Genomic DNA, 26,053 nt, shown 5'->3' with positions numbered 1-26,053 from the left:
GGGCAATGATATCAATTTGCCTTTATCGCAATAACTCCCCGCGACGCCCTTTTGCGAAATCGCTCAGGTGTCGTTCAGGATAGGCAAAAAGCCCTGAAGTAAGCAGGCTATTGGTAAGAGGCGACATTTTTTTATACCATCGCGCCTTTCCTATTTCGTCGCCCCGTGCGGCTTTCGCCGCAGGTCCCGCCCGTTTTCCCGATAAAAAACCGGCTTTTTGGATCTGCGCTCTGTTGCAAAAAGGTAGTCAATGATGAACGCAAGGCACTTTCTCTCGATGATGGATTACACGCAGGAAGAGCTTGTGCGCGTGATTCGTCGCGGCATGGAGCTAAAGGACCTGCGCAATCGCAGCGTGCTTTTCGAGCCGCTGAAAAATCGGGTGCTGGGCATGATCTTCGAGAAATCTTCGACTCGTACCCGTGTTTCCTTTGAAGCAGGCATGATCCAACTGGGTGGTCAGGCCATCTTTTTGTCCCCTCGCGACACCCAACTAGGCCGCGGCGAGCCGATTGCAGACGCTGCCAAGGTCATGTCGCGCATGGTTGATGCGGTGATGATTCGTACGTTCGAACACAGCACCCTGACCGAGTTTGCGGCCAATTCCCGCGTACCGGTGATCAACGGCTTGTCCAACGACCTGCACCCGTGCCAGCTGCTGGCCGACATGCAAACCTTCCTTGAGCATCGCGGTTCGATTCAGGGCAAGACCGTGGCCTGGATCGGTGACGGCTACAACATGTGCAACAGCTATATAGAAGCGGCCATTCAGTTCGACTTCCAGTTGCGCATCGCCTGCCCCGAAGGCTACGAGCCAAGCGCACAATTCCTCACATTGGGCGGTGATCGCGTCACCGTTGTGCGCGACCCGCGTGAAGCGGTGGCCGGCGCACATCTGGTGACCACTGACGTCTGGACCTCCATGGGCCAGGAAGAAGAGTCGGCCAAACGCATTGCCCTGTTCAAACCCTTCCAGGTCACCCGCGAACTGCTCGACCTGGCCGCTGCCGATGTGCTGTTCATGCATTGCCTGCCAGCCCATCGCGGCGAGGAAATCAGCGAAGACCTGCTCGACGACCCGCGCTCCGTGGCCTGGGATCAGGCAGAAAACCGCTTGCATGCACAAAAGGCCCTGCTGGAAATGCTCGTCGCGCCGTCCTATCAGCCCGCATGAGCGAGTCCCATCTGCTCGACCTGACTGAACTGGCCTGCGGCTATGAAGGTCAGGCCGTGGTGCAGGACCTCAACCTGCACCTCAAGGCCGGTGATATCGGTTGCCTGCTCGGTTCTTCCGGTTGCGGCAAGACCACCACGCTGCGTGCGATCGCCGGTTTCGAGCCGGTGCACAGCGGGCAGATCACCCTGGCCGGGGAAGTCATCTCGCGCCCTGGCTTTACTCTGGCTCCGGAGAAACGCCGGATCGGCATGGTCTTTCAGGACTACGCTCTGTTCCCGCACCTGAGCGTGGCCGAGAACGTCGCCTTCGGCATTCGCAAGCACCCGCAACAGGCGCGCGTCACCGAAGAAATGCTCGAACTGGTCAACCTCGGCGCTCTCGGGCAGCGCATGCCCCATGAGCTGTCCGGCGGCCAGCAACAGCGCGTGGCCCTGGCTCGGGCTTTGGCGCCTGAGCCACAGTTGCTGCTGCTCGATGAACCCTTCTCCAACCTTGACGGTGAGCTGCGTCGGCGCCTGAGTCAGGAAGTGCGGGAGATTCTCAAGTCCCGTGGCACCAGCGCCATTCTGGTCACCCATGATCAGGACGAAGCCTTCGCGGTCAGCGATCAGGTCGGCGTATTCAGACAGGGACGACTAGAGCAATGGGATACGCCCCACGACCTCTATCATTTCCCGCTGACACCTTTCGTCGCCAGCTTTGTCGGACAGGGCTATTTCATTCGCGGCCGGCAGATCGATGCAACCTCGGTGCAGACCGGGCTGGGCATCCTCGGCATCCAAAGCCTCCGCGCGGCCTCCCCTGGCTCATCGGTGGACGTCCTGCTGCGTCCCGACGATATCGCCTACGCGCCGGACAGCCTGCTCAAGGCCAGAGTCACGCGTCGTACCTTCCAGGGCGCCACGACGCTCTATCGCCTGCAACTGCCCGACGGTGGGCAGCTCGAAGCGCTGTTTTCCAGCTATGCCGATCATCGTGAAGGCGAAGAGGTCGGCATCAGCGTCGCCAACCGGCACCTGCTGACATTCGCCGCGGCCTGAGCCTCAAGGCCGCCCGACCGGCGCGAACACACCTTGGGTATGTTCCGCCAGCACTGCAGCGGCCAGTTCCACCTCCAGCCCACGCCGTCCGGCACTGACATGAATGGTTGCAAACGACTGCGCGCTTTCGTCGATAAAGGTGCGCAGACGCTTTTTTTGCCCCAGCGGGCTGATACCGCCCAACAGATAGCCGGTAGAACGCTGCGCGGCGACCGGATCGGCCATTTCGACTTTCTTGGCCTTGGCCGCCTGAGCCAGCGCCTTGAGATCGAGGCTGCCCGCCACCGGCACCACGGCCACCAGTAACTCACCCTTCTCGGTACAGGCCAGCAGCGTCTTGAACACCTGGGCCGGCTCAAGGCCGAGTTTCTCCGCCGCTTCCAGGCCGTAAGAAGCGGCCTTGGGATCGTGTTCGTAACTGTGAATGCGGTGCTCGGCACGCATTTTTTTCAGCAAATCCAGGGCGGGGGTCATGCAACACTCCAAGACGGGACACTAACCCGCCATGTTAACTCTCGTGTTGTTGCGTCGGAAACGGCGTTTCCTATATTAAGAAGCCTCCAGAACAGCAAGAACCGATGAACTGTTCACTTTCGACCTTTGACAGGGTTCTTTCTTGTCTATATTTTTTCGTTTACGAATATAGTGCTTATTGCACAGTGCCAAATGCCTCACCTCATTTCCCAAGGCAATCGACATGAACGATAACCAGAACAAAAACTACATCATTGCCCTCGATCAAGGGACCACCAGCTCTCGCGCCATTATTTTCGACCGCGACGCCAATGTGGTGAGCACGGCCCAGAGCGAGTTCGTCCAGCATTATCCGCAGCCGGGCTGGGTCGAGCATGACCCGATGGAGATCTTCGCCACCCAGACCGCCTGCATGACCAAGGCCCTGGCCCAGGCCGACCTGCATCACAATCAGATCGCCGCCATTGGTATCACCAACCAGCGCGAAACCACTGTGGTCTGGGAAAAGGACACCGGTCGCCCGCTGTACAACGCCATCGTCTGGCAATGCCGGCGCAGCACGGAAATCTGCGAGCAGCTCAAGCGCGATGGCATGGAGCCGTACATTCAAGAAACCACCGGTCTGGTCACCGACCCGTATTTCTCCGGCACCAAGCTCAAGTGGATTCTCGATCATGTCGAAGGCAGCCGCGAACGCGCGCGCAATGGCGAACTGCTGTTCGGTACAGTGGATAGCTGGCTGATCTGGAAATTCACTGGCGGCAAGGTGCATGTCACCGACTACACCAACGCCTCGCGGACCATGCTGTTCAACATTCACACCCTGGAATGGGACCAGCGCATGCTCGATGCCCTGGATATCCCCCGGGAAATGCTGCCCGAAGTGAAGTCCTCCTCCGAGGTTTACGGCCACAGCAAGAGCGGCATTGCCATCGCCGGTATCGCTGGCGACCAACAGGCCGCGCTGTTCGGTCAGATGTGCGTCGAACCGGGCCAGGCGAAGAACACCTACGGCACCGGCTGCTTCCTACTGATGAACACCGGCAAGAAAGCGGTCAAGTCCAAGCACGGCATGCTCACCACCATCGGCTGCGGCCCTCGTGGCGAAGTGGCCTACGCCCTGGAAGGCGCAGTATTCAACGGCGGCTCCACCGTGCAGTGGCTGCGTGACGAGCTGAAGATCATCAATGACGCACTCGACACCGAGTACTTCGCCAGCAAGGTCAAGAGCAGCAACGGCGTCTACCTGGTGCCCGCCTTCACCGGCCTCGGCGCACCCTACTGGGACCCGTATGCCCGCGGCGCGCTGTTCGGCCTGACCCGCGGGGTCAAGGTCGATCACATCATCCGTGCCGCCCTGGAATCCATCGCCTACCAGACCCGCGACGTCCTCGACGCCATGCAGCAGGACTCCGGCGAGCGCCTCAAAGCCCTGCGAGTGGACGGCGGCGCAGTCGCCAACAACTTCCTCATGCAATTCCAGGCCGACATCCTCGGCACCCGCGTCGAACGTCCGCAGATGCGCGAAACCACAGCGTTGGGCGCCGCCTTCCTGGCCGGTCTGGCCATTGGCTTCTGGAGCAGCCTGGACGAACTGCGCGACAAGGCGGTCATCGAGCGCGAATTCACGCCGCAATGCGCAGATGAAGAGAAGGAAAAGCTCTACGCCGGCTGGAAGAAAGCCGTCGAACGTACCCGCGACTGGGCGCCTCACGAAAACGAGGAGTGATTGGCAAATGACAGGCGGCCCGTCACTGCGGCATCATGAGGCGATACGGCCGCCTGTAAGGAACTCCCAAAATAATGAATCTGCCTCCCCGCCAACAGCAGATCCTCGAACTGGTACGTGAACGCGGCTACGTGAGCATCGAAGAGATGGCTACGTTGTTCGTCGTGACCCCGCAGACCATTCGCCGCGACATCAACCAACTGGCGGAAATGAACCTGCTCAGGCGCTACCACGGTGGCGCCGCCTACGACTCCAGCATCGAAAACACCGCCTACGCCATGCGCGCGGACCAGATGCGCGACGAGAAGCAGCGCATTGCCGAAGCCATTGCCGCGCAGATTCCGGATCATGCTTCGCTGTTCATCAATATCGGCACCACCACCGAATCCATCGCCCGCGCCCTGCTCAACCACAACAACCTGAAAATCATCACCAACAACCTCCATGTGGCCTCGATCCTCAGCGCCAAGGACGATTTCGAAGTGCTGCTCGCCGGGGGCAACGTGCGCCGTGATGGCGGTGTGGTGGGTCAGGCCAGTGTCGACTTCATCAACCAGTTCAAGGTGGATTTCGCTCTGGTCGGCATCAGTGGCATTGACGAAGACGGCAGCCTGCTGGACTTCGACTACCAGGAAGTGCGCGTATCCCAGGCGATCATCGCCAACGCCCGTCAAGTCATCCTCGCCGCCGACTCCAGCAAGTTCGGGCGCAACGCCATGGTCCGCCTGGGCTCGATCAGCCTGATCGACTGCCTGGTGACCGATCAGGCGCCGGTGCCAGCCTTGGTGCAGTTGCTGACGCAGAACAAGATTCGCCTGGAAGTCGTCTGATTTCCGATTGGAATGAAATCTTGTAGGAGCGAGGCTTGCCCGCGAAGAGGCCAGTACATCTGCCAGATTTTACGGGTCTGGTGTATAGCCTTCGCGGGCAAGCCTCGCTCCCACAGATCTGCGGCACGCCTCCAAAAATGTCCTACAATGTTCGCAATTGTTCTTTTCTCATCTTTTTGATCAGTATTTTCAATCGATCCTGACTGGCTGTTACCCGACTATTGCGCTAATATTTTCGAAATTGAACATAAATGTTCGAATTCGTTATTCGCGAACACCGTCAGGAGGCCCCATGCCCCACACTCATTTGCCCACTCCGCCCTTGTCCGAGGTCTATGACATCGCCGTCATCGGTGGCGGCATCAATGGTGTCGGGATTGCCGCAGACGCCTCCGGGCGCGGTCTGTCGGTGTTCCTTTGCGAAAAGGACGACTTGGCCAGCCACACGTCCTCGGCCAGCAGCAAGCTGATCCACGGTGGCCTGCGCTACCTCGAACATTACGAATTCCGCCTGGTGCGTGAAGCCTTGGCCGAACGCGAAGTGCTGCTGGAAAAGGCTCCGCATATCGTCAAGCCGATGCGCTTTGTCCTGCCGCACCGTCCGCACCTGCGTCCAGCCTGGATGATCCGTGCCGGCCTGTTCCTTTATGACCACCTGGGCAAGCGAGAAAAGCTCCCGGCCTCGCGCAGCCTGCGTTTCGATGCCAACAGTCCACTGAAACCGCAGATCACTCGCGGCTTCGAATACTCCGACTGCTGGGTCGACGATGCCCGCCTGGTCGTGCTCAATGCCATGGCGGCCCGGGAAAACGGCGCGCACATTCATACCCAGACCCGCTGCCTTAACGCCCGTCGCAGCAAGGGCCTGTGGCATCTGCACATGGAACGTGCCGACGGCAGCCTGTTCTCGATTCGCGCCAAGGCCCTGGTCAACGCGGCCGGGCCATGGGTCGCCAAGTTCATTCGCGACGACCTCAAGCTGGACTCGCCTTACGGCATCCGCCTGATCCAGGGCAGCCACCTGATCGTCGACAAACTCTATGAAGGCGACAACGCGTTCATCCTGCAAAACGAAGATCAGCGCATCGTGTTCGCCATTCCGTACATGGAGCGCTTCACCATCGTCGGCACCACCGACCGTGAATACCAGGGCGACCCGAGCAAGGTGGAAATCACCGACGGCGAAATGGACTACATGCTCAAAGTAGCCAATGACCACTTCAAGAAACAGCTGACCCGGGACGACGTGCTGCGCACTTACTCCGGCGTGCGGCCGCTGTGCAACGACGAATCGGACAACCCGTCGGCAATTACCCGCGACTACACCCTGTCGCTGTCAGGCAGTAGTGAAGAAGCACCGATTCTTTCGGTGTTCGGCGGCAAGCTGACCACTTATCGCAAGCTGGCAGAATCGGCCATGGCTCAACTGGCGCCGTTCTTCCCGCAGATGAAACCGAGCTGGACTGCCAAGGCCAGCCTGCCCGGCGGCGAGCAGATGACGACACCTGCCGCCCTGAGCGCCGAGCTGAGCCAACGTTACAGCTGGCTGCCAGCCACAATCGCCAAACGCTGGGCCATTACCTACGGCAGTCGCAGCTGGCGCCTGCTCGAAGGCACCACCGGCCTGAGCGATCTGGGAGAACACCTCGGTGGCGGCCTGTACACCCGGGAAGTCGATTACCTGTGCGATGTGGAATGGGCCAGCAGCGCCCAGGACATCCTCTGGCGGCGGACCAAGCTGGGCCTGTTCACCACGGCTGAAGAACAGGCCGGGGTGCAGCAGTACCTGGATACCCACGTGCGTAATAAAGGCGATACAGCGGCCGCTTAAGCTAAAGAGCACACAAAACCTGTGGGAGCAGGCTTGCCTGCGAAGGCTGCCATACGCCGAAAATGTGTCGATTTCATTGGCCCTTTCGCAGGCAAGACTGCTCCCACAGGTAGCGATTGACCTGACCTCACCCAATCGGAATTCCGAACACCCTTCTCCCGCTTCATTCGGCATCCCGGACGCCGCCCCCCTCCCCTTCCTCGTAATAAATAATTAATCCCTTATAAATCATCTATATAGACCCTATTCACAGGTCTGGCACGGCTCATGCTCTACAGCTAAGTAGTCGACCGCTTCGACCGTAGCGTGTGCCCCCCATTGGGTTGCCGTTGAAGCCTTCGCTGAACAGGCGGACCACTCAATTACCGGTCCCATAAAAAAAACAAAGTCGAGGATTAACCGATGCGCATCGTTCCCCATATCCTGGGCGCAGCAATCGCTGCCGCTCTGATCAGCACCCCAGTATTCGCTGCCGAGCTCACCGGCACCCTGAAGAAAATCAAAGAGTCCGGCACCATCACCCTGGGCCACCGCGATTCCTCGATTCCGTTTTCCTACATCGCTGACGCCAGCGGCGTGCCTCAGGGCTACTCCCACGACATCCAGCTGAAAATCGTTGAAGCCATCAAGAAAGACCTGGACCTGCCTGACCTGAAGGTCAAGTACAACCTGGTCACCTCCCAGACCCGTATCCCGCTGGTACAGAACGGCACCGTCGACGTTGAGTGTGGTTCCACCACCAACAACGCCGAACGCGCCCAGCAAGTGGATTTCTCCATCGGTATCTTCGAAATCGGCACTCGTCTGCTGACCAAGGCTGACTCGTCCTACAAGGACTTCGATGACCTGAAAGGCAAGAACGTCGTGACCACCGCCGGCACCACGTCCGAGCGCATCCTCAAGGCGATGAACGCTGACAAGCAGATGGGCATGAACGTCATCTCCGCCAAAGATCACGGCGAGTCCTTCCAGATGCTGGAATCGGGCCGTGCCGTTGCCTTCATGATGGACGACGCCCTGCTCGCCGGAGAAATGGCCAAGGCCAAGAAGCCGACCGACTGGCATGTGACCGGCACTGCCCAGTCCAACGAAATCTACGGCTGCATGGTGCGCAAGGACGATCCTGCGTTCAAGAAAGCCGTGGATGACGCCATCGTCACTACCTTCAAGTCGGGCGAGATCAACAAGATCTACGACAAGTGGTTCACCCAGCCAATCCCGCCAAAAGGCCTGAACCTGATGTTCCCGATGAGCGACGAGCTCAAGGCCCTGATCGCCAACCCGAACGACAAGCCGGCACCGGACAAGAAAGCCTGAGGCTTGCCACAACCGTGACGGCCTGACCGCCGCCGGGGCACTACCTGCCCCGGCAGCGCTTACCACTCAAGTGGCGCCAACGTTGTCATGCCCGGCCGGAAGCCTGGGCAAGTTTGGCGAACGCAACAGCCCGAAGGGATTCGAGCGAACGGGTGCATGCATTTCGATCGATCAGAGGGGAGACCCTGATGAATTACAACTGGGACTGGGGCGTGTTCTTCAAGTCCACTGGCGTTGGCAGCGAAACCTACCTTGACTGGTATGTGTCGGGCCTTGGCTGGACTATCGCCATTTCCATCGTCGCCTGGCTCGTCGCACTGACGCTGGGCTCGATACTCGGTGTCATGCGCACGGTGCCCAATCGCTGGGTGTCGGGCATTGCTACCGTCTATGTAGAAATCTTCCGTAATGTGCCGCTGCTGGTACAGCTGTTCATCTGGTACTTCCTGGTACCGGACCTGCTGCCCGAGCACATTCAGGAGTGGTACAAACAGGACCTCAACCCGACGACCTCAGCCTTCCTGAGCGTGGTCGTGTGCCTTGGCCTGTTCACCGCCGCCCGCGTCTGCGAGCAGGTGCGTACCGGTATCCAGGCGCTGCCACGCGGCCAGGAAGCCGCTGCCCGCGCCATGGGTTTCAAACTGCCGCAGATCTACTGGAACGTGCTGTTGCCCCAGGCGTACCGGATCATCATTCCGCCGCTTACCTCTGAATTCCTCAACGTGTTCAAGAACTCGTCCGTGGCTTCGTTGATCGGCCTGATGGAATTGCTGGCCCAGACCAAACAGACCGCCGAGTTTTCCGCGAACCTGTTCGAAGCCTTCACCCTGGCGACCCTGATCTACTTCACCCTGAACATGAGCCTGATGCTGCTCATGCGCCTGGTCGAGAAGAAAGTTGCCGTGCCCGGACTGATCTCCGTGGGAGGTAAATAATGGACTTCAGTGGAATCGTTCCGGCCATCCCGGGCCTGTGGAACGGCATGGTCATGACCCTGCAACTGATGGTCATGGGCGTCGTCGGCGGTATCGTCATCGGTACCCTGCTGGCGTTGATGCGGTTGTCGTCGAACAAGCTGCTGGCCAATATCGCCGGTGCCTACGTCAACTACTTCCGTTCGATCCCGTTGCTGCTGGTCATCACCTGGTTCTACCTGGCGGTGCCGTTCGTGCTGCGCTGGATCACCGGGCAGGACACGCCGATTGGTGCGTTCACCTCCTGCGTCGTGGCCTTCATGATGTTCGAGGCGGCGTATTTCTGCGAAATCGTCCGTGCCGGTGTGCAGTCGATCTCCCGTGGCCAGATGGGCGCCGCCCAGGCCCTGGGCATGACCTACGGCCAGATGATGCGCCTGATCATCCTGCCCCAGGCCTTCCGCAAGATGACCCCGCTGCTGCTGCAGCAAAGCATCATCCTGTTCCAGGACACCTCCCTGGTGTACACGGTCGGGCTGGTGGACTTCCTCAATTCCGCGCGCTCCAGTGGCGACATCATTGGTCGTTCCAATGAGTTCCTGATCATCGCGGGTCTTGTGTATTTCACGATCAGCTTTGCCGCCTCGGTGCTGGTGAAGCGTCTGCAAAAAAGGTTCGCCGTATGATTTCCATCAAGAACGTAAACAAGTGGTACGGGGATTTTCAGGTGCTGACCGATTGCAGCACCGATGTCGCCAAGGGTGAAGTGGTCGTGGTCTGCGGGCCGTCCGGCTCGGGTAAATCGACCCTGATCAAGTGCGTCAACGCCCTGGAACCTTTCCAGAAGGGTGACATTGTGGTCGACGGCACGTCCATCGCCGACCCGAAGACCAACCTGCCGAAACTGCGCTCACGCGTCGGCATGGTGTTCCAGCACTTCGAACTGTTCCCGCACCTGACCATTGTAGAAAACCTGACCATCGCGCAGATCAAGGTGCTGGGCCGCAGCAAGGCCGAAGCCACCGAGAAAGGCCTGAAACTGCTCGACCGCGTCGGCCTGTCGGCCCATGCCCACAAGCATCCCGGCCAACTGTCCGGCGGTCAGCAGCAGCGCGTCGCTATTGCCCGTGCCCTGGCGATGGACCCGGTAGTCATGCTGTTCGACGAACCGACCTCGGCTCTGGACCCGGAAATGGTCAATGAAGTACTCGATGTCATGGTCCAGCTGGCCCATGAAGGCATGACCATGATGTGCGTGACCCACGAAATGGGCTTCGCCCGCAAAGTGGCCAACCGCGTGATCTTCATGGACAAGGGCCAGATCGTCGAAGACTGCGCCAAGGAAGAGTTCTTCGGTGACGTCAGCGCACGTTCCGAACGCGCCCAGCAGTTCCTGGCCAAGATCCTGCAACACTGATTGAAGCTGCACCAACATTGTGGGACCGGCTTCAGCCGGGAAAGCGGTCGGGCTGCCGATGCATCTCTGTCGCCAGTACCGATGCTTTCCCGGCTGAAGCCGGTCCCACAAGACTCAATACGCATAGTTTTGTAAGACACCGGCTCGAAAGAGCCTGCCACCCCGGTGGTCCGTGCAAGGCATTGCACGGGCCGCTGTTCGGGCCAGGATGACTGTGATGAAATGCGACCCTCCTCTCTATCGCGCCACGCCGCCATCACTCGCCGTGAAACCCCGACTGATACGCCACCTGTTTCTGCCGCCGCTGATCCTCCTGCTGATGGTCGCACTGGGTTATGCCGCCTATCTGGTCAGCGAGCGCAACGGCATCAAGGCCTTGAGCGAAAACGGCGAACGCCAGCTCGAGCTGCATGCCCGTACCCTTGAAAGTGAAATCAACAAATACACCTACCTGCCCAGCGTCCTGGAGCTGGAATCCAGCGTCTCGATGCTGCTCAAGGACCCGACGCCCGAACTGCGCCGCGAAGTCAACGATTACCTTGAAGGCCTGAACCGGCGCAGCCGCAGCCGGGCCATCTACGTGCTGGACACCACCGGCAGGGTACTGGCCACCAGCAACTGGCGCGATGCCGACAGTTATCTGGGTGAAGACCTGTCGTTCCGCGCCTACTTTCAGGACGCCGTGCGCGGCCTGCCCGGTCGTTTCTACGGCATCGGCAGCACCACCGGCGAGCCCGGTTACTACCTGGCCCATGGCCTGGAAGAGCACGGCAAAATCATCGGCGTCGCGGTGATCAAGGTGCGCCTCGAAGCCCTGGAAGAACGCTGGCAACGGGCGCGTCTGGAAGCCTTCGTCAGTGACGAAAACGGCATCATCATCCTCTCCAGCGATCCGGCGCGAAAACTCAAATCGGTGCGCCCGCTGACCCCGGAGATCAAGGAACGCCTGGCGCGCAGCCTGCAATACTACTGGTGGCCACTGAACGAACTGGTGCCACTGGAGCGGGAGGCACTGGCCGAAGGCGCGGAGAAACTGACCTTCCCGGCCAACACCAGCGTTGATACCGAACACACCAGGGTCAGCTACCTGGCTCAGACCCGTCAGTTGAGCGACACGCCCTGGCACCTGACCCTGCTCACCCCCCTTGAAGACCTGCGCCGCGAGGCCGGCAGCCAGGGCATGCTGGTGGCCGTGGCCTGCGCGTTGGTGGCGTTTTTGCTGATTGCCTGGAACGAGCGGCGCAAGGTGCTCTCTACCCGCCTTGCCGCCAGGGAAGCCCTGCAGGCCGCCAACAATGAGCTAGAGCGCAAGATCGCCGAGCGTACCGCCGACCTGCGCGCCAGCAACGAACGCCTCAAGGGGCAGATCCGCGAACGGCGCCAGGCCGAAGACACCTTGCGCCGCGCCCAGGACGAACTGGTCCAGGCCGGCAAGCTGGCAGCCATCGGCCAGATGTCCACCAGCATCGCCCACGAACTCAATCAACCTTTGGCGGCATTGCGGACCCTGTCCGGCAACACCGTACGCTTCATCGAACGCGGCGCCCTGGATACCGCCAGCACCAACCTGCGCACGATCAACGATCTGGTCGACCGCATGGGCCGCATCACCGCCAGCCTGCGCGCCTTCGCCCGGCGCGGCGATGGCAAGGACCATGGCCAGGCCATGCCGGGCAAGGCCGTGGAAGCGGCGCTGGGTCTGCTCGCCGGACGCCTGGAAAGCTTTGGTCTGACCCTGCATCAGGACTTTTCCGACCTTGCCTTGCGCATCGACCAGACGCGCCTGGAGCAGATTCTCGTCAACCTGATCGGCAATGCCCTGGATGCCATGCAGGCCCAACCGCTGCCGGAACTGTGGCTCGAAGGCGCCATCGTCGACGGCCGCTATCGCCTGCAAGTACGCGACAATGGCCATGGCATCGACGCCGAAGCGCGCAAGCACCTGTTCGAACCCTTCTTTACCACCAAGCCCGGCGAGCAAGGCCTGGGCCTGGGCCTGACCCTGTCCGCCAGCCTCGCTGCGGCGGCCGGTGGCAGCCTGAGCGCCGAACACCCGGCCAGCGGCGGCACGGCGTTCGTGCTGTGCCTGCCACTGGTCCAAGCCATATCCGAGCCGCAGACTGGCGAACCGACATGAGTGCAATCCTATGAGCCAATACGGCGACCTAACCGTCCTCATCGTCGAAGACGACCCCCATGTCCTGCTCGGCTGCCAACAGGCCCTGGCCCTGGAAGATATCCACAGCGAAGGCGTGGGCAGCGCCGAAGAGGCCCTGAGCCGCATCGGCGAAAACTTCGCCGGCATCGTCATCAGTGATATCCGCCTGCCGGGCGTCGACGGCCTGGAACTGCTGACCCGGCTCAAGGCCCTGGACCGCAGCCTGCCGGTGGTACTGATCACCGGCCACGGCGATATCTCCATGGCGGTCAATGCCATGCGCGACGGCGCCTACGACTTCATGGAAAAGCCCTTCTCCCCCGAGCGCCTGGTGGACGTCACCCGCCGCGCTCTGGAACAACGCGGGCTGGCCCGGGAAGTCTTTGCCCTGCGCAGACAACTGGCCGAGCGCGATTCCCTGGAAGGCAAAATCATCGGCCGCTCCCCGGCCATGCAGAACCTGCGCGCCCTGATCGCCAACGTCGCCGACACCTCGGCCAACGTGCTGATCGAAGGGGAAACCGGTACCGGCAAGGAACTGGTCGCCCGTTGCCTGCATGACTTCAGCCGCCGCCACACCCAACAGTTCGTCGCCCTCAATTGCGGCGGCCTGCCGGAGAACCTGTTCGAATCGGAAATCTTCGGCCACGAAGCCAACGCCTTTACCGGCGCAGGCAAGCGACGCATCGGCAAGATCGAACACGCGCACAACGGCACGCTGTTCCTCGATGAAGTGGAAAGCATGCCGATCAACCTGCAGATCAAGCTGCTGCGGGTCTTGCAGGAACGCACCCTGGAGCGCCTGGGGTCGAACCAGAGCGTGGCCGTGGACTGCCGGGTAATCGCCGCGACCAAGTCCGATCTCGACCAGTTGAGCCGCGCCAGCCAGTTCCGCAGCGACCTGTACTACCGGCTCAATGTCGTGACGCTGGAACTGCCGCCGCTGCGCGAGCGCCGCGAAGACATCCTGCAACTGTTCGAACACTTCCTGCAGCTGTCGTCCCTGCGCTTCGACCGCGAGCCACAGCCCTTGGACTCACAGACCATGTCAGCCCTGATGGGCCACGACTGGCCGGGCAACGTACGTGAACTGCGCAACGTCGCCGAACGCTACGCCCTGGGCCTGCCCGCCTTCAAGAAAAGCGGCAGCCAAAACGAAAGCCACAGTCTGGGCTTTGCCGAAGCCGTGGAAGCCTTCGAACGCAACCTGCTCGGCGACGCCCTGCAACGCAGCGGCGGCAACCTCAGCCAGGCCAGTCAGGAACTGGGGATGGCCAAGACCACCCTGTTTGACAAGGTCAAGAAGTATGGGCTGGGTTGAAGGGCAGCTGTGAGCTACGAGCTGCAAGAAAAAACACCACTTAATCGCTTTTAGCTCGAAGCTCGAAGCTCGAAGCTCGCAACTAGAGGCTGCCTCTCTTGGATCTGATTTTAAAGGCACTGCTCGGCGGCGCCGTCGTCGTCATCCTGGCCATGCTGGCCAAGACCAAAAACTACTACATCGCAGGGCTGGTGCCACTGTTCCCCACCTTCGCCCTGATCGCCCACTACATTGTCGGCAAGGGCCGCTCACTGGAAGACCTGAAGACCACCATCGTCTTCGGCATGTGGTCGATCATCCCCTACTTCGTTTACCTCGCCGCCCTGTACCTGCTGGTCGATCGCCTGCGTCTGGAGATCTCCCTGGCCCTGGCGGCTCTCGCCTGGCTGATCGCCGCGACGCTGTTGGTGACCATTTGGGTTCGGCTGCATTAACCGTCAACGTTGTTGGAGCGATGCTTGCCCGCGAAGAGAACGACGCGGTTTGCCAGACACCCAGCGTTTTTATCTTCGCGGGCAAGCCTCGCTCCAACGAACAGCTCTCGGCCTGAATACAAAGGCTGGCCCACCCCTTGCATTCACCCCTCCCAGGCCCGCCCGGCCGGCTTTCATATTCAATAAAGCCGGTGTCTGAGCGGGATTGGTACAGGTGAATCCGACCTTTGAATATTCTCGATCTCGACCACAGTCTGACCGCCCAGGCGCCGATCGCGCAGCGTCTGGCCGATGGCCGCGCCACGCGCATCGACTTGCTGGAACTGGGCCCGAAACTGCGCCTGTGGTCCACGGAAAAAAACTACCGACGCTTCGCCCAGCGCCTGCAACAACGCGCCCGGCCCGTGGGCAAGCGGCCGGAAATCTACTTTGTCGGCTCCGGTGACTATCACCATCTGACGCCGGCGTTCCTCACCGACCTGCCGGAACCGGTGACCCTGATCCACTTCGACAATCACCCCGACTGGGTTCAGTTGGCGCCCCGTCGTCATTGCGGCTCCTGGGTCAACCGCGCGCTGAAGATGCCGAATATCAAGCGCATCGTCACCCTCGGCCCGTGCAGCGACGACCTGCATAACCCGCAGTTGCGCGGCGGCAATCTCGGTGCCTTGAAGCGCGGCGACTTGCAGCTGTTTCCCTGGCAGCACGCGCCGTCGAAAGTCTGGGGGTATATCGGCGACGGTCCCGGCCATCAGCAGCGCGACAACCACCTGCACTGGAAGAACCTCGCCGAACAGGACTGGCCGCGCTTTCTCGCCAGGTTGATCGACAGCCTGCCCACCGAGGCCATCTGGATCACCATCGACAAGGACGTGCTGGCCAGCGAAGACGCCGCCACCAACTGGGATCAGGGCGGTATGCGTCTGTCCCACCTCTTGCAGGCGTTGTGCCTGCTGGCGGCGCGCAAGCGGGTCATTGGCGTCGATGTCTGCGGCGAGTTCGCCAAACCGGCCTACAGCAACCCGCTCAAGCGCTGGGAAGCCAAGTCCGATCAGCCCCCGGCCGAACGCTGGAGCGAGCTGGATATCCTGCGCAACGCCTATACCAACGGCGCCTTGATCGACCTGTTCGAAGAGGTGTTTGCATGACCCCGTCCATCATTCTGCTGATCGCTTTTTCCATCCTCCTCGACGTGATCGGCCAACTGGCCTTCAAGCTCGGCCTGGATCGCCTGCCCGAGCAGGACGGCGGCTTTCGCCTGCGCGGTTTCTGGCTGCAACTGATGGCCGCGCCGCTGCTGTGGGCGGGTATCGCGGCCTACATCGTCGAGTTTCTGGTTTGGCTGGAAGTGTTATCCGTCGCCCCGCTCAGCGTGGCGTTTCCGGCGGCCAGCCTGAGTTACTGCGGCGTAGTCCTGGCCGGGCGCCTGGTCCTCGGCGAAGCCGTCAGCCGCCGCCGCTGGCTGGGCACGCTGGTCATTACCGGCGGCGTCATGCTGGTCATCGCCACTGGAGGCTGAACGCAATGAACGAAGAATCCATCATGAGCCCTTCCACCACCCATAACTGGCTGGCCAAGCGCAGCACCAGTGTTGCCCTGTGGGCCATGCTGATCACCAGCGAAAGCACTGCACAGATCGCCATGAAGCTGGGCGGCGATGACCTGACCAACATGAGCTTCGGCCTGAACTGGCTGATCACCGCCCTGACTACCCCGGCGGTATTGGTCGCGGTGGGCTGCTACGCGGCGTCGTTCCTGATCTGGATGCTGATCCTGCGCAGCACCCACCTGAGCGTGGCCTTCCCCCTCAGTTCACTGGTGTTCGTCGGCGTGCTGCTCGGCTCCTGGCTGGGCCTTGGCGAGCACATCAGCTGGCTGCACTGGGTAGGGGTGTGGATCATCATTGGCGGGATTGCGTTGTTGGCAGAGGGGGATAACGGATAGCCGCAGTAGCTTTTGTGGGAGCGAGGCTTGCCCGCGAATTGGTTAGTACGTCCGAAAGATCGTCTGAGTCAGAAACATAGCTTTCGCGGGCAAGCCTCGCTCCCACAGAACGAGGCTTGCCGCTGGATTACCTGCGCAACAAAAACCCCAACCCATGAGACACCGGCATCACCTTCACCCCCGCCTCGCGCTGCTGCTCGCGGATCTGCCGATGAAACGCCTTGACCCGGGTCCAGTGCATTTTCGGCCGGTAGTGGTGTTCGGCGTGGTAGCCGTTGTTCATCCAGATCAGGTTGTACAGCACGCTGTATGAACTCACGCCCCAGGCAATCGGCAGTTCGGGGTTGCCACCCAGGTGTTCGTAATAGCCATTGAGCGACGACAGCGACTGGCCCAGATACCAGAACGGCAACAGCAGCAGGACCGCCTGCCAGTCATAGAACGCCAGGCCGATGTAGAAGGCGATGGTCAGGTAGATTTCCACTTTGACCCAGCGCGCATCGGCCGGGCGCTTGCGCTGCATTTCCTCGTAGAACGCCTTGGGATCGTCGCGGAACATGCTGAGGAACACGTAACTCCAGAGTGCTTCCGGCTGGCCGTCACGGCCATGCTTGTAGATCGACAGCGGGTCGATGGTTTCGCCCCGAGCGTCGGGCAGATCAGAGTTGCCGCGGTGATGGCGGTTGTGGATATCGCGGTACAGGGTCTGGGAAAAGCCGATGGTCACCGACAGCAGCAGGTCAAACGCGCGGTTCATCCACGGCGCTGTGAAGTAGGCATTGTGAATCTGGTTGTGGGAAATGCTGTTGATGCTCCACGACAGGCTCACGGCATACAGCAGCGCCAGGGGCACGAGGGCCCACCACGACAGGCTGTGGAAGGCCGCAACCAGCCAGACCACGAAAGCAAAATGCGCCAGGCCCATGGCAATCGGGATCAGGTCCCAGAGCGAATGGGCGAGCCAGCGGTAAACGGGACGAGCCATGAAAAACCACCTCGAAATGATGAGTCTTTCAGGGCCATTGCAAACGTCAGACCAATCTTCAGAAGTGGTAGGCGAGCGCCGCATCCACCTCGCCCTGATCGGCACTGCCGCGCTGTTTGACGATACTGCTGTCGGCCGCAGAATCAGTCAGGTGAACCCAACTGACACTGGTCAGCAGCGACCAATTCCCCACCAGTGGAAAAGCCGCGCTCTGGCTCAGGGTAATGTCCTGCAGACCGCCGCTGGCGCGGTAAGGACGAATGCCCGAGGCCGCCGACTCCTGCTGGCTGACGCCGAAAAAGGTCCGGGTCTGCTCGGCATTGGCGTAATGCGCGGTGACTGTCGTACCGCCAAAAATACCCATGTTCTGCGGGCCCAACGGGTAATCCGCCTCGCTGCCAAGCTGCGCCAGCATGCCGCCCTGACCACTGGCGCCACCGAAGGTATGGCCCGTGCGGGCAAAGGCGCGCAGGCCTTCGAACGGGCTGTACTCGACAAAGCCACCGACCTCACCCATCCCCGGCACATTGCGCAGGCCACGCAGCTGATCGTCGCCATCGCGGCCCGGCACGTAGTTGACGAACGGCCCGGCGCTCCAGCCGTCGAGCTTGAGGGCGTTCCACGACAGGCCGTCTTCGGAGTCCAGGTCAATGCTGCCCAGGCTCAGGTCCAGATAGGGAATCGGCTTGAACTCGTAATGGCTGGCCGTGGGGTCGTAGGGCCGATAGGCATAGCCCGCGCCCGCCATGCCCTTGAGGCCGCCCAGGCCGAGGTTGTCGAGGGTGTCCGAGACCTCGTCGGCATGGGCGAAAGCGCTGAAAAACAAGGCGCATAGCAATGGCAGCGCGTGTTTGAACGGCGGCATGGACAAGACCTCGGGCAGTTGAACATGACGGCATCAATCACCACCCGCCCCGTCCTGCGCAAGCACTGATGTTGTTTGTAGCGAGCTACAAAAATTGTAGCTTCGCCGCCTCCTTTTCCCCTTCAACCTCGGCAAGGGCCCAGCCCTGCTGGCTTTCGGCCCTTTGGCACAGTCCCTGCTCTACCCCTTCCGACAGCGCAATGAGCGCCTTAATCAACATAGGCAAATGCAGATGATGCACTGGCATATCGTGTGTGATTTCGACGGTACCATCACCCGGACCGACGTGATCGACAGCATCCTGGAAAGGTTCGCTGATCCGAGCTGGGAAGCTATCGAAGAAGAATGGTTGTCCGGCCAGATCGGCTCCCGTGAATGTCTCAGCCGCCAACTGGCGCTGGTCAAGGCATACCCGGCGCAATTGCTCGAACACTTCGACAGCGTGGAAATCGACCCGGCGTTCTCAGCCTTCGTCGATCTGGTCATGGGCCGTGGCGCCAGCCTGGCAGTGGTCAGTGACGGTCTCGAGCAAGGCATCGCGCGCATCCTTTCGCGCAACGACTGCCCGCTGCTGCCGATCATCGCCAACGGCCTGCGCCAGGTCGATCAGGACAGCTGGCGCATCGTCTTCCCCTACGCCAGCGACGCCTGCCGCGCAGCCTCGGGCAACTGCAAATGCAAGTCCACCCCGCAGGGCAAACGCGTGCTGGTGATCGGTGACGGCAAGTCCGATATGTGCGTCGCTTCGACCGCCGACTTCGTCTTCGCCAAGAACAGCCTGGCCGATTATTGCGAGCGCAATGGCATCCCCCACGTCCGCTTCGACTCCTTCGCCGAACTACCCGCGCTGCTGGCCCTGTTGCCGCAGAGCATCACCCCAGCGGTCACTCGTCTCCCTCTTGAACAGCAGGAACTCTTCCACCATGTCTGATATCCGCATCGCGACCCCCGAAGACCAGATTCTTCTGGAAAAAGAAGCCAAGTACTGCTCCTTCGGCGACACCGTCCACTACATCGATCCGCCGCGCATCTTCAGCCGTTGCGAAGGCTCGTATGTCTACGACACCAGCGACCAGGCCTACCTCGACCTGCAAATGTGGTACTCGGCGGTCAACTTCGGCTACGCCAACCCGCGTCTGAACAATGCGCTGAAACAACAGATCGACACCCTGCCGCAGATTGCCAGCCAATACCTGCACAAAGGCAAGATCGAGCTGTCGGAACACATCGCAGTGGATGCCAAGAAGAAGTTCGGCCTCGACGGTCGCGTGCACTTCAACGTCGGCGGTTCCCAGTCCATCGAGGACTCTTTGAAAGTCGTGCGTAACGCCAGCAACGGCAAGAGCCTGATGTTCGCTTTCGAAGGCGGCTACCACGGCCGCACCCTCGGTGCTTCGTCGATCACTTCCAGCTACCGCTACCGCCGCCGCTACGGCCACTTCGGCGAGCGCGCGCAATTCATCCCGTTCCCGTACCACTTCCGCGGCCCCAAAGGCATGACCAAGGAAGAATACGGCAGCTACTGCGTCAAGCAATTCGCCCGTCTGTTCGAGACTGAATACAACGGCGTGTGGGACCCGAAAGTCGGCCAGAGCGAATACGCCGCCTTCTACGTCGAGCCGATCCAGGGCACCGGCGGCTATGTGATTCCGCCGATGAACTTCTACAGCGAGCTCAAGCAGGTCCTCGACCAGCACGGCATCCTGATGGTGGTCGATGAAATCCAGATGGGCTTCTATCGCACCGGCAAGCTGTGGTCCATCGAACACTTCGACGTCAAACCCGACGTGATCGTGTTCGGCAAGGCGCTGACCAACGGCCTCAACCCGCTGGGCGGCATCTGGGCGCGTGAAGAGCTGATCAACCCGAAGATCTTCCCGCCAGGCTCGACCCACTCCACCTTCGCTTCCAACCCGCTGGGCACTGCCGTGGGCCTGGAAATGTTCAAGATGACTTCCGAGATCGACTACGGCGCGATGGTCATGGAGAAGGGCAAATACTTCCTGGCCGGCCTGCAGGACCTGCAGAAGCGCTACCCGATCATCGGCGACGTCGACGGCCTGGGCCTGGCCCTGCGCTGCGAAATCTGCGGTCCGGACGGCTTCACCCCGGACAAGGCGACCCTGGACTTCATGGTCGACGAAGGCATGAAGGGCGACATCGAAATCGACGGCAAGCGCTTGGGCCTGATCCTCGACGTGGGCGGCTACTACAAGAACGTCATCACCCTGGCCCCGTCGCTGGAAATCAGCTATGCCGAAATCGACCTGGGCCTGGCCCTGCTCGACCGCCTGCTGCACCGGGCCATGAAACGATGAACGACGCCGCGATCGACATGGGCGAAGGCGATGCCGGTTTCGTGCTTGGCGATGGTCGCGTCGCGGTGCTGTTGATCCACGGCCTTACGGGCACCCCGACGGAGTTGCGTCGGGTGGCCCAGGGCCTGGCAGACCGGGGTTGCACGGTATACGTGCCAACCCTGGCCGGGCACTGCGGCAACAACGACGACCTGCAACGCACGGTCTGGACCGATTGGTACGAAAGCGCCCGCCGCGCTTTCGTCGGTATCCGCGCGCGTCACGAGCAGGTCTTCGTCGGCGGGCTGTCCATGGGCGCGGTGATGTCCATGCACATGGCCGCCGAGCATCCGGGGCAGATCGCCGGGCTGCTGCTGTATTCCACCACCTTGCGCTACGACGGCTGGAACATGCCGTTCGCCGCCAAGTTCACCCATATTTTCATGGCGATTCCGTTTGGCGTGCATATCTGCCGCTTCAACGAAAAACCGCCCTATGGCATCAAGAACCCGCGCCTGCGGGCCATCGTCGAACGGCAGATGAAAGACGGCGAAAGCAGCAATGCCGGGCTGTTGACCATGTCCGGGGTCAGCGTGCGCGAACTGCATCGGCTGATTGCGGTGGTCAAGCGACGCATGCCGACGATCACCACGCCGACCCTGGTGCTGCACTCCAGTGAAGACGACATCACCAGCCGCTGGAACGCCGACTACATCGAACGGCGCATTGGCGGCCCGGTGGTCAAGGTGCTGCTGGATAACTGCTATCACATGATCACGGTCGATTTGCAGTACCGCGAAGTAGTGGCCCTGAGCGCCAGTTTCATCGAGACCCGCACCGCTGCCACCAGTCGCGAGGCCCAGGCGACGCCTTTCCATGAACAGCGACAACTGGCCTGACTACTAATGATCACTGCTCAAGCATTCGCCAGCATCCAGGACATCGACCGCGAACAATGGAACGATTGCTTCCCTGGCTCCCTGGAAGACTGGGACTACTACCTGGCAGTGGAAAAAGCCGGTATTGCCGAGTTTCGCTGGCGCTATCTGGCGCTGTTTGAAGGACCGTTACTGCTCGCGGTGGCCCCGGCCTTTATCACCCACTACAGCCTCGACACCACCATGCAGGGCGCGGGCAAGCGCCTGACCGAAAAGCTCCAGAGCCTGTGGCCCGGCGCCTTACAGGTGTCGCTGTACTGCATCGGTTCACCCGTGGCCGAGCAATGCAATGCCGGTACTGCCAGCAGCGTGCCTGCGCATCAGCGTCGACATCTGCTCAGCGAACTGCTGCGACTGGCGCGTCGGGACGCCGACAGCTTTGGCATCGGCCTGCTGGCGGTCAAGGATGCGCCCATTGCCGACGAGCACTGGGTACAGACCTGCCGTGACGCCGGGCTGCAATCGATGCCCAGCCTGCCCAGTTCAACCTTGCCGGTGCAGTTCGGCTCCATCGAGGCGTACCTTGGCTCCCTGGGCAAATCCACGCGCAAGGACCTGCGCCGGATCCTGCGCGGGCCGGCGCCGCGTATCGAGTGGCGACACAACATCGACGACGTGCTGGCGGACATCATGCGCCTGTACGAAGCCACCCTGGCCCGCAGCGACCTGCAATTCGAACGCCTGGGGCCAGACTATTTCACCGGCATCCTGCAACAGCTCGAAGAGCGCGCGGTCTGTGTGCTGTACTGGGTCGATGAACAACTGGTGGCCTTCAACCTGATGTTGCTGGACGAACGGCGCCTGATCGACAAGTTCTTCGCCCATGACCCGCAGCACACCCGCGGACATAACCTGTACGCACGCAGTTGGCTGGCCAATGTCGACTACTGTATCCAGCATCGCATTCCCGTTTACGAAGCCGGCCAGGCCGGTTACGCCAACAAGATCCGTTACGGTTGCCGATTTGAGGGCAATATGCTGTTCTTCCGTCATCGCAACTGGCTGCTCAACAACCTGCTCAAGCTGGTCAAACTGATCATCCGCCCCGACCGACACGATCCCGCCATGGCGGCGGCAATAAGCGAACATTGATGACTCAGACTGAGAACCAGACCCGGACCAACGAAACATTTTTCTCCCTGTCGCGCTGGAGCGTGCAACGCAAGCTGGTCCTGGCGTTCTGGCTCGTCAGCGTCATTCCGACGATGATCGCCGCAGAACTGGCGGCGACCACCCTGTCGCAGATTTTCGAAAGCAACGTGCGCATCTGGCTGCAGGAGTCGACGCGCATCGTCGAAGATGAGATCAGCGAGATCCTTCGCGACAACGCCCGGGTCGCGCAGTTGTTCCTGACCTACACCCACCCGGTGGTGCACATGGGCAGCAAGCACGACCGGATGATCGCCGACACGGCCCAAGCCATGGGCATCGATGTGGTTGCGCTGATCCGCACCAGCGATCACAAAGTGATCTATTCCACAGCGCCCGACGATGTGGTCGCGCAGATCAGCCTGGCGCCCAATGCCGTGCTGCAGACCCTGCAGAACGGCGGCACCCAGGTCGGCGCCGTCGTTTCCACCTTCCACACCACCGAGGATGGCATCGATTACGAGCTGCTGATCACCACTTACCTGGACGACAGTTTTCTCACCAGTGTGGCCGACGTGCACTCTCTGGACCTGCGCCTGTACTTGAGCAACAAGGTCGGTTTCGGCGAAGTGTTCTCGACCCAGCGTTTCGAGGATCACCCGGCCTTGGTGCCGCACAAGATCGAGCAGATCCTGCGCGACACCAAAGCCGCCAGCGAACAGTCCACCTCGCGCTACAGCGGCCTGTATTCGCCGATCTTCAATGACAGCGGCGAGATGCAGGGCGTGGTGTTCAGCGGCCTGTTACGCCATTCGAGCCTGGTCGGGCTGGTCAACCAGACCAACCTGTTCGTGCTGATCCTGCTGGTCGGTTCGGCCTTGTCCCTGAGTGTCGGCTGGCTGATTTCCCGGCGCCTGACCCTGCCCCTGCGCGGTCTGTCGGCTGGCGTGCGCGCGGTCACCGCCGGTGACTATCACCAACAGGTGGAAGTCATCGGCAGCGATGAACTGGCCGAACTGAGCGTGACCTTCAACCACATGACCGAACGCCTGCGCGAGCTGCAACATCTGGAATCCCAGCTGCGCCGCCGCGACCGCCTGCACACCCTGGGTGAAGTGGCCATGGGCCTGGCCCACGAGATCCGCAACCCGCTGGGCATCATCAAGACCGCCACGCAACTGCTGCACCGCCGCGCCAGCCTGCCGGAAACCGATATGCGCCATCTGGAATACGTGATCAGCGAAGTCACCCGGATCAACGATCTGATCACCGACTTCCTCGACTTCGCCCGCCCCAGTGCGCCCATTCGCTCGACACAACTGGCGCGCCCGCTGCTCGAGGATCTGCTGGGTTTCTGTGCGCCTGAGCTGCAGACCCACCATGTCGAAGCCAGCATCGTCGAACAGGATCGCAACGCGATGATCTATGTCGATGGCCGCCAGCTGACTCAGGCCTGCCTGAATCTGGTGCTCAACGCCATCGACGCCATGCCCGGCGGCGGGCACTTGATCCTCAGCATCGCCAGCGAAGCGCCCTATACCGTGATCAGCGTCACCGATACCGGTCAGGGCATAGAAGCCGATATGCTGGAACGCATCTTCACGCCTTTTGTCACTACCAAGGCCTCGGGCACCGGCCTGGGCCTGGCCAAGGTCTACTCGATCATGGAAAACCACGGCGGGCGCATCGAATGCGTCAGCGAACCCGGCGCCGGGGCGACGTTCAATCTGTACCTGCCCAACCATGAACACAGCGATGAAGGAAAGCCCTCATGAGTCATAACGTGCTGGTGGTGGACGACGAGCCCAAGCTCTGCGACCTGCTGGCCTCGGCCCTGAGCCAGAACGGCATCCAGGTGTTCACCGCAGGCAACGGCCTGCACGCGCTGACCGTATTGGAGCGCGAAGAGATCGACCTGGTTATCAGCGACTGGCGCATGCCCGGCATGGACGGCCCGCAATTGCTGGCGGAAATCAAAGTGCGCTTCCCGCACTTGCCAGTGATCGTGATGACCGCCTACAGCACGGTGAAAAACGCCGTGCAGTCGATGCGCAACGGTGCCTTCGACTACATCAGCAAGCCCTTCGATATCGACGAGCTGGATATCACCGTCAGCAAGGCCCTGCAGTTTCGCGACATCCTGCGCGACAACCAGCGCCTGCGCGCCGAACTCGACGAGCATCAACAGATCGACAGCCTGGTCGGCGAAAGCCCAGCCTTTCGTCGCGTTTTGCAGGCGGTGGATTCGGTACGGGAAAGCAGCGCCACCATCCTGCTCACCGGCGAAAGCGGCACCGGTAAGGAAATGGTCGCCCGGGCCATCCATAAGCATGGCAACCGCGCCGACAAACCCTTCGTTGCGGTGAACTGCGCGGCCATCCCCGAAGGCCTGCTGGAAAGCGAAATGTTCGGCCACCGCAAGGGCGCCTTTACCGGCGCCGTGGCCGACCGCATCGGGCGCTTCCAGCAAGCGGACAAGGGCACGCTGTTTCTCGATGAGGTCGGCGACATGCCCCTGGCCTTGCAGGCCAAGATTCTGCGCGCCTTGCAGGAACGGGTGATCGAACCGGTAGGCGACCCCCGCGAGCGCAAGGTCGATGTGCGGGTGATCGCCGCAACCAACAAAGACCTGCTCGAAGCCGTGGCGAAAAAGGAATTTCGTGAGGATTTGTACTACCGCCTCAACGTCTTCCCGATTCCCCTGCCCGCCCTGCGCGAGCGGGTCGAAGACATCGCCCCCCTGGCCCGGCATTTCGCCCATATCCTCGGCGCCACGGCGGGCAAGCGCATTACCGGCTTCAGCGCCGACGCCCTGCTGACCATGACCAGCTACCCTTGGCCGGGCAATATCCGCGAGCTGCAGAACTGCGTCGAACGCGCCACCATCGTCGCTGCCAGCCACACCATCGAAGAGCAGGATTTGCCGGGCTATCTGTTCGGCGCCAGGCCCGTCAGCAACAGCGCCGCCGCGATCCTCAGCGACGGCCCCGGCATCCCCAAGGACCTCGACGCCGCATTGGCAGAAGTGGAAAAAGCCTACATCCTCGCCGCCCTGCAAGAAACCAACGGCGTCCAGGCCGCCGCCGCACAACTGATCGGCATCTCCGAGCGCAGCCTGTGGTATCGGCTGAAGAAGCTGGAGATACATGTGGACAAGATTGCGCGCTGAGGTTGATATCGCGTGGGAGCAAGGCTTGCCCGCGAAGGCTATTTTTCAGCCGCAGATAATGTATCGGATTAACCGGTCTCTTCGCGGGCAAGCTTGCTCCCAGAGAGTTTCATTGCAATTTGAA

At 61.1% G+C, this 26,053-nt stretch carries 24 protein-coding genes; 21 read left to right on the top strand and 3 right to left on the bottom strand.

Translation table 11 applies throughout. From position 1 onward, the window contains the following. Window positions 1-253 precede the first annotated feature (253 nt). Entirely contained in the window at window positions 254-1,174 is a 921-nt protein-coding gene (gene argF, locus AC1Z24_RS06550) for an ornithine carbamoyltransferase (RefSeq protein WP_483745003.1), read from the top strand. Further along, the gene (locus tag AC1Z24_RS06545; protein ID WP_483745002.1) at window positions 1,171-2,217 is read left to right on the top strand and encodes an ABC transporter ATP-binding protein; all 1,047 of its coding nucleotides are present in this window, start codon (window positions 1,171-1,173) and stop codon (window positions 2,215-2,217) included. Before argF ends, AC1Z24_RS06545 begins: the two co-directional genes overlap by 4 nt. Window positions 2,218-2,220: 3 nt before the next feature. Here AC1Z24_RS06545 and ybaK read toward each other — a convergent pair whose 3' ends face one another. Further along, complete coding sequence (gene ybaK, locus AC1Z24_RS06540) at window positions 2,221-2,691, bottom strand: Cys-tRNA(Pro) deacylase (protein ID WP_483745001.1); 471 nt, start codon at window positions 2,689-2,691, stop codon at window positions 2,221-2,223. Window positions 2,692-2,914: 223 nt separating this feature from the next. Between ybaK and glpK the strand changes: the two genes are divergently transcribed. From glpK to AC1Z24_RS06475, 13 genes are all read left to right on the top strand, one after another. Beyond that, window positions 2,915-4,420, top strand: coding sequence for a glycerol kinase GlpK (gene glpK, locus AC1Z24_RS06535; protein WP_259098701.1), 1,506 nt, complete (start codon window positions 2,915-2,917; stop codon window positions 4,418-4,420). A 74-nt stretch (window positions 4,421-4,494) separates the two neighbouring features. Then, on the top strand, window positions 4,495-5,250 hold the full coding sequence (locus AC1Z24_RS06530; RefSeq protein ID WP_259098699.1) for a DeoR/GlpR family transcriptional regulator: 756 nt from the start codon (window positions 4,495-4,497) through the stop codon (window positions 5,248-5,250). Between the two features lie 292 nt (window positions 5,251-5,542). Beyond that, complete coding sequence (gene glpD, locus AC1Z24_RS06525; RefSeq protein WP_483745000.1) at window positions 5,543-7,081, top strand: glycerol-3-phosphate dehydrogenase; 1,539 nt, start codon at window positions 5,543-5,545, stop codon at window positions 7,079-7,081. A gap of 402 nt (window positions 7,082-7,483) precedes the next feature. Continuing rightward, complete coding sequence (locus tag AC1Z24_RS06520; protein WP_483744999.1) at window positions 7,484-8,398, top strand: glutamate/aspartate ABC transporter substrate-binding protein; 915 nt, start codon at window positions 7,484-7,486, stop codon at window positions 8,396-8,398. A 188-nt stretch (window positions 8,399-8,586) separates the two neighbouring features. Then, complete coding sequence (locus tag AC1Z24_RS06515) at window positions 8,587-9,333, top strand: amino acid ABC transporter permease (RefSeq protein ID WP_413302139.1); 747 nt, start codon at window positions 8,587-8,589, stop codon at window positions 9,331-9,333. Further along, window positions 9,330-9,998: an amino acid ABC transporter permease gene (locus AC1Z24_RS06510; protein WP_259099860.1), complete on the top strand. Its 669-nt coding sequence runs from the start codon at window positions 9,330-9,332 to the stop codon at window positions 9,996-9,998. The genes AC1Z24_RS06515 and AC1Z24_RS06510 overlap by 4 nt, the downstream gene beginning before the upstream one ends. Further along, complete coding sequence (locus AC1Z24_RS06505) at window positions 9,995-10,729, top strand: amino acid ABC transporter ATP-binding protein (RefSeq protein ID WP_483744998.1); 735 nt, start codon at window positions 9,995-9,997, stop codon at window positions 10,727-10,729. Before AC1Z24_RS06510 ends, AC1Z24_RS06505 begins: the two co-directional genes overlap by 4 nt. A gap of 217 nt (window positions 10,730-10,946) precedes the next feature. Beyond that, window positions 10,947-12,866: a two-component sensor histidine kinase AauS gene (aauS, locus tag AC1Z24_RS06500; RefSeq protein ID WP_259098689.1), complete on the top strand. Its 1,920-nt coding sequence runs from the start codon at window positions 10,947-10,949 to the stop codon at window positions 12,864-12,866. Between the two features lie 64 nt (window positions 12,867-12,930). Continuing rightward, entirely contained in the window at window positions 12,931-14,208 is a 1,278-nt protein-coding gene (aauR, locus tag AC1Z24_RS06495; protein ID WP_483746547.1) for a two-component response regulator AauR, read from the top strand. A 107-nt stretch (window positions 14,209-14,315) separates the two neighbouring features. Further along, on the top strand, window positions 14,316-14,642 hold the full coding sequence (locus tag AC1Z24_RS06490; protein WP_483746546.1) for a GlpM family protein: 327 nt from the start codon (window positions 14,316-14,318) through the stop codon (window positions 14,640-14,642). Between the two features lie 227 nt (window positions 14,643-14,869). After that, a complete protein-coding gene (locus tag AC1Z24_RS06485; protein ID WP_483744997.1) occupies window positions 14,870-15,790 on the top strand; it encodes an arginase family protein in 921 nt (306 codons plus the stop codon). Next, window positions 15,787-16,161, top strand: coding sequence for a DMT family transporter (locus AC1Z24_RS06480; RefSeq protein ID WP_483744996.1), 375 nt, complete (start codon window positions 15,787-15,789; stop codon window positions 16,159-16,161). Before AC1Z24_RS06485 ends, AC1Z24_RS06480 begins: the two co-directional genes overlap by 4 nt. 23 nt (window positions 16,162-16,184) lie before the next feature. Next, window positions 16,185-16,586 (top strand): DMT family transporter, encoded by a 402-nt coding sequence (locus tag AC1Z24_RS06475; RefSeq protein WP_483746545.1) that lies wholly within the window; start codon window positions 16,185-16,187, stop codon window positions 16,584-16,586. Between the two features lie 127 nt (window positions 16,587-16,713). On the opposite strand, the gene AC1Z24_RS06470 is transcribed toward AC1Z24_RS06475, so the two are convergent. Together AC1Z24_RS06470 and AC1Z24_RS06465 are read right to left on the bottom strand one after the other, a co-directional pair. Further along, window positions 16,714-17,571 carry a fatty acid desaturase family protein gene (locus tag AC1Z24_RS06470; RefSeq protein ID WP_483744995.1) on the bottom strand — a complete coding sequence of 286 codons (858 nt, stop codon included), beginning with the start codon at window positions 17,569-17,571 and terminating at the stop codon, window positions 16,714-16,716. A 58-nt stretch (window positions 17,572-17,629) separates the two neighbouring features. After that, window positions 17,630-18,436, bottom strand: a complete 807-nt coding sequence (locus tag AC1Z24_RS06465) for a MipA/OmpV family protein (protein ID WP_483744994.1) — start codon at window positions 18,434-18,436, stop codon at window positions 17,630-17,632. 232 nt (window positions 18,437-18,668) lie between these two features. Here AC1Z24_RS06465 and AC1Z24_RS06460 point away from each other — a divergent pair, with 232 nt between their 5' ends. The 6 genes from AC1Z24_RS06460 to AC1Z24_RS06435 are packed head-to-tail and all read left to right on the top strand — an operon-like array spanning window position 18,669 to window position 25,929. Next, on the top strand, window positions 18,669-19,367 hold the full coding sequence (locus AC1Z24_RS06460; RefSeq protein WP_483744993.1) for an HAD-IB family phosphatase: 699 nt from the start codon (window positions 18,669-18,671) through the stop codon (window positions 19,365-19,367). Then, entirely contained in the window at window positions 19,360-20,754 is a 1,395-nt protein-coding gene (locus tag AC1Z24_RS06455) for an aspartate aminotransferase family protein (protein ID WP_259098678.1), read from the top strand. The genes AC1Z24_RS06460 and AC1Z24_RS06455 overlap by 8 nt, the downstream gene beginning before the upstream one ends. Then, window positions 20,751-21,632 (top strand): alpha/beta hydrolase, encoded by an 882-nt coding sequence (locus tag AC1Z24_RS06450; protein ID WP_483744992.1) that lies wholly within the window; start codon window positions 20,751-20,753, stop codon window positions 21,630-21,632. The genes AC1Z24_RS06455 and AC1Z24_RS06450 overlap by 4 nt, the downstream gene beginning before the upstream one ends. Before the next feature lie 6 nt (window positions 21,633-21,638). Beyond that, entirely contained in the window at window positions 21,639-22,763 is a 1,125-nt protein-coding gene (locus AC1Z24_RS06445) for a GNAT family N-acetyltransferase (protein WP_483744991.1), read from the top strand. Beyond that, complete coding sequence (locus tag AC1Z24_RS06440) at window positions 22,763-24,535, top strand: sensor histidine kinase (RefSeq protein WP_483744990.1); 1,773 nt, start codon at window positions 22,763-22,765, stop codon at window positions 24,533-24,535. The genes AC1Z24_RS06445 and AC1Z24_RS06440 overlap by 1 nt, the downstream gene beginning before the upstream one ends. Then, on the top strand, window positions 24,532-25,929 hold the full coding sequence (locus tag AC1Z24_RS06435) for a sigma-54-dependent transcriptional regulator (protein ID WP_483744989.1): 1,398 nt from the start codon (window positions 24,532-24,534) through the stop codon (window positions 25,927-25,929). Before AC1Z24_RS06440 ends, AC1Z24_RS06435 begins: the two co-directional genes overlap by 4 nt. Window positions 25,930-26,053: the final 124 nt, after the last annotated feature.

The organism is Pseudomonas sp. JL23 (assembly GCF_056933585.1).
Note: the sequence above shows the minus strand (reverse complement) of the source record. Positions and strands in the feature narration are given on the sequence as shown.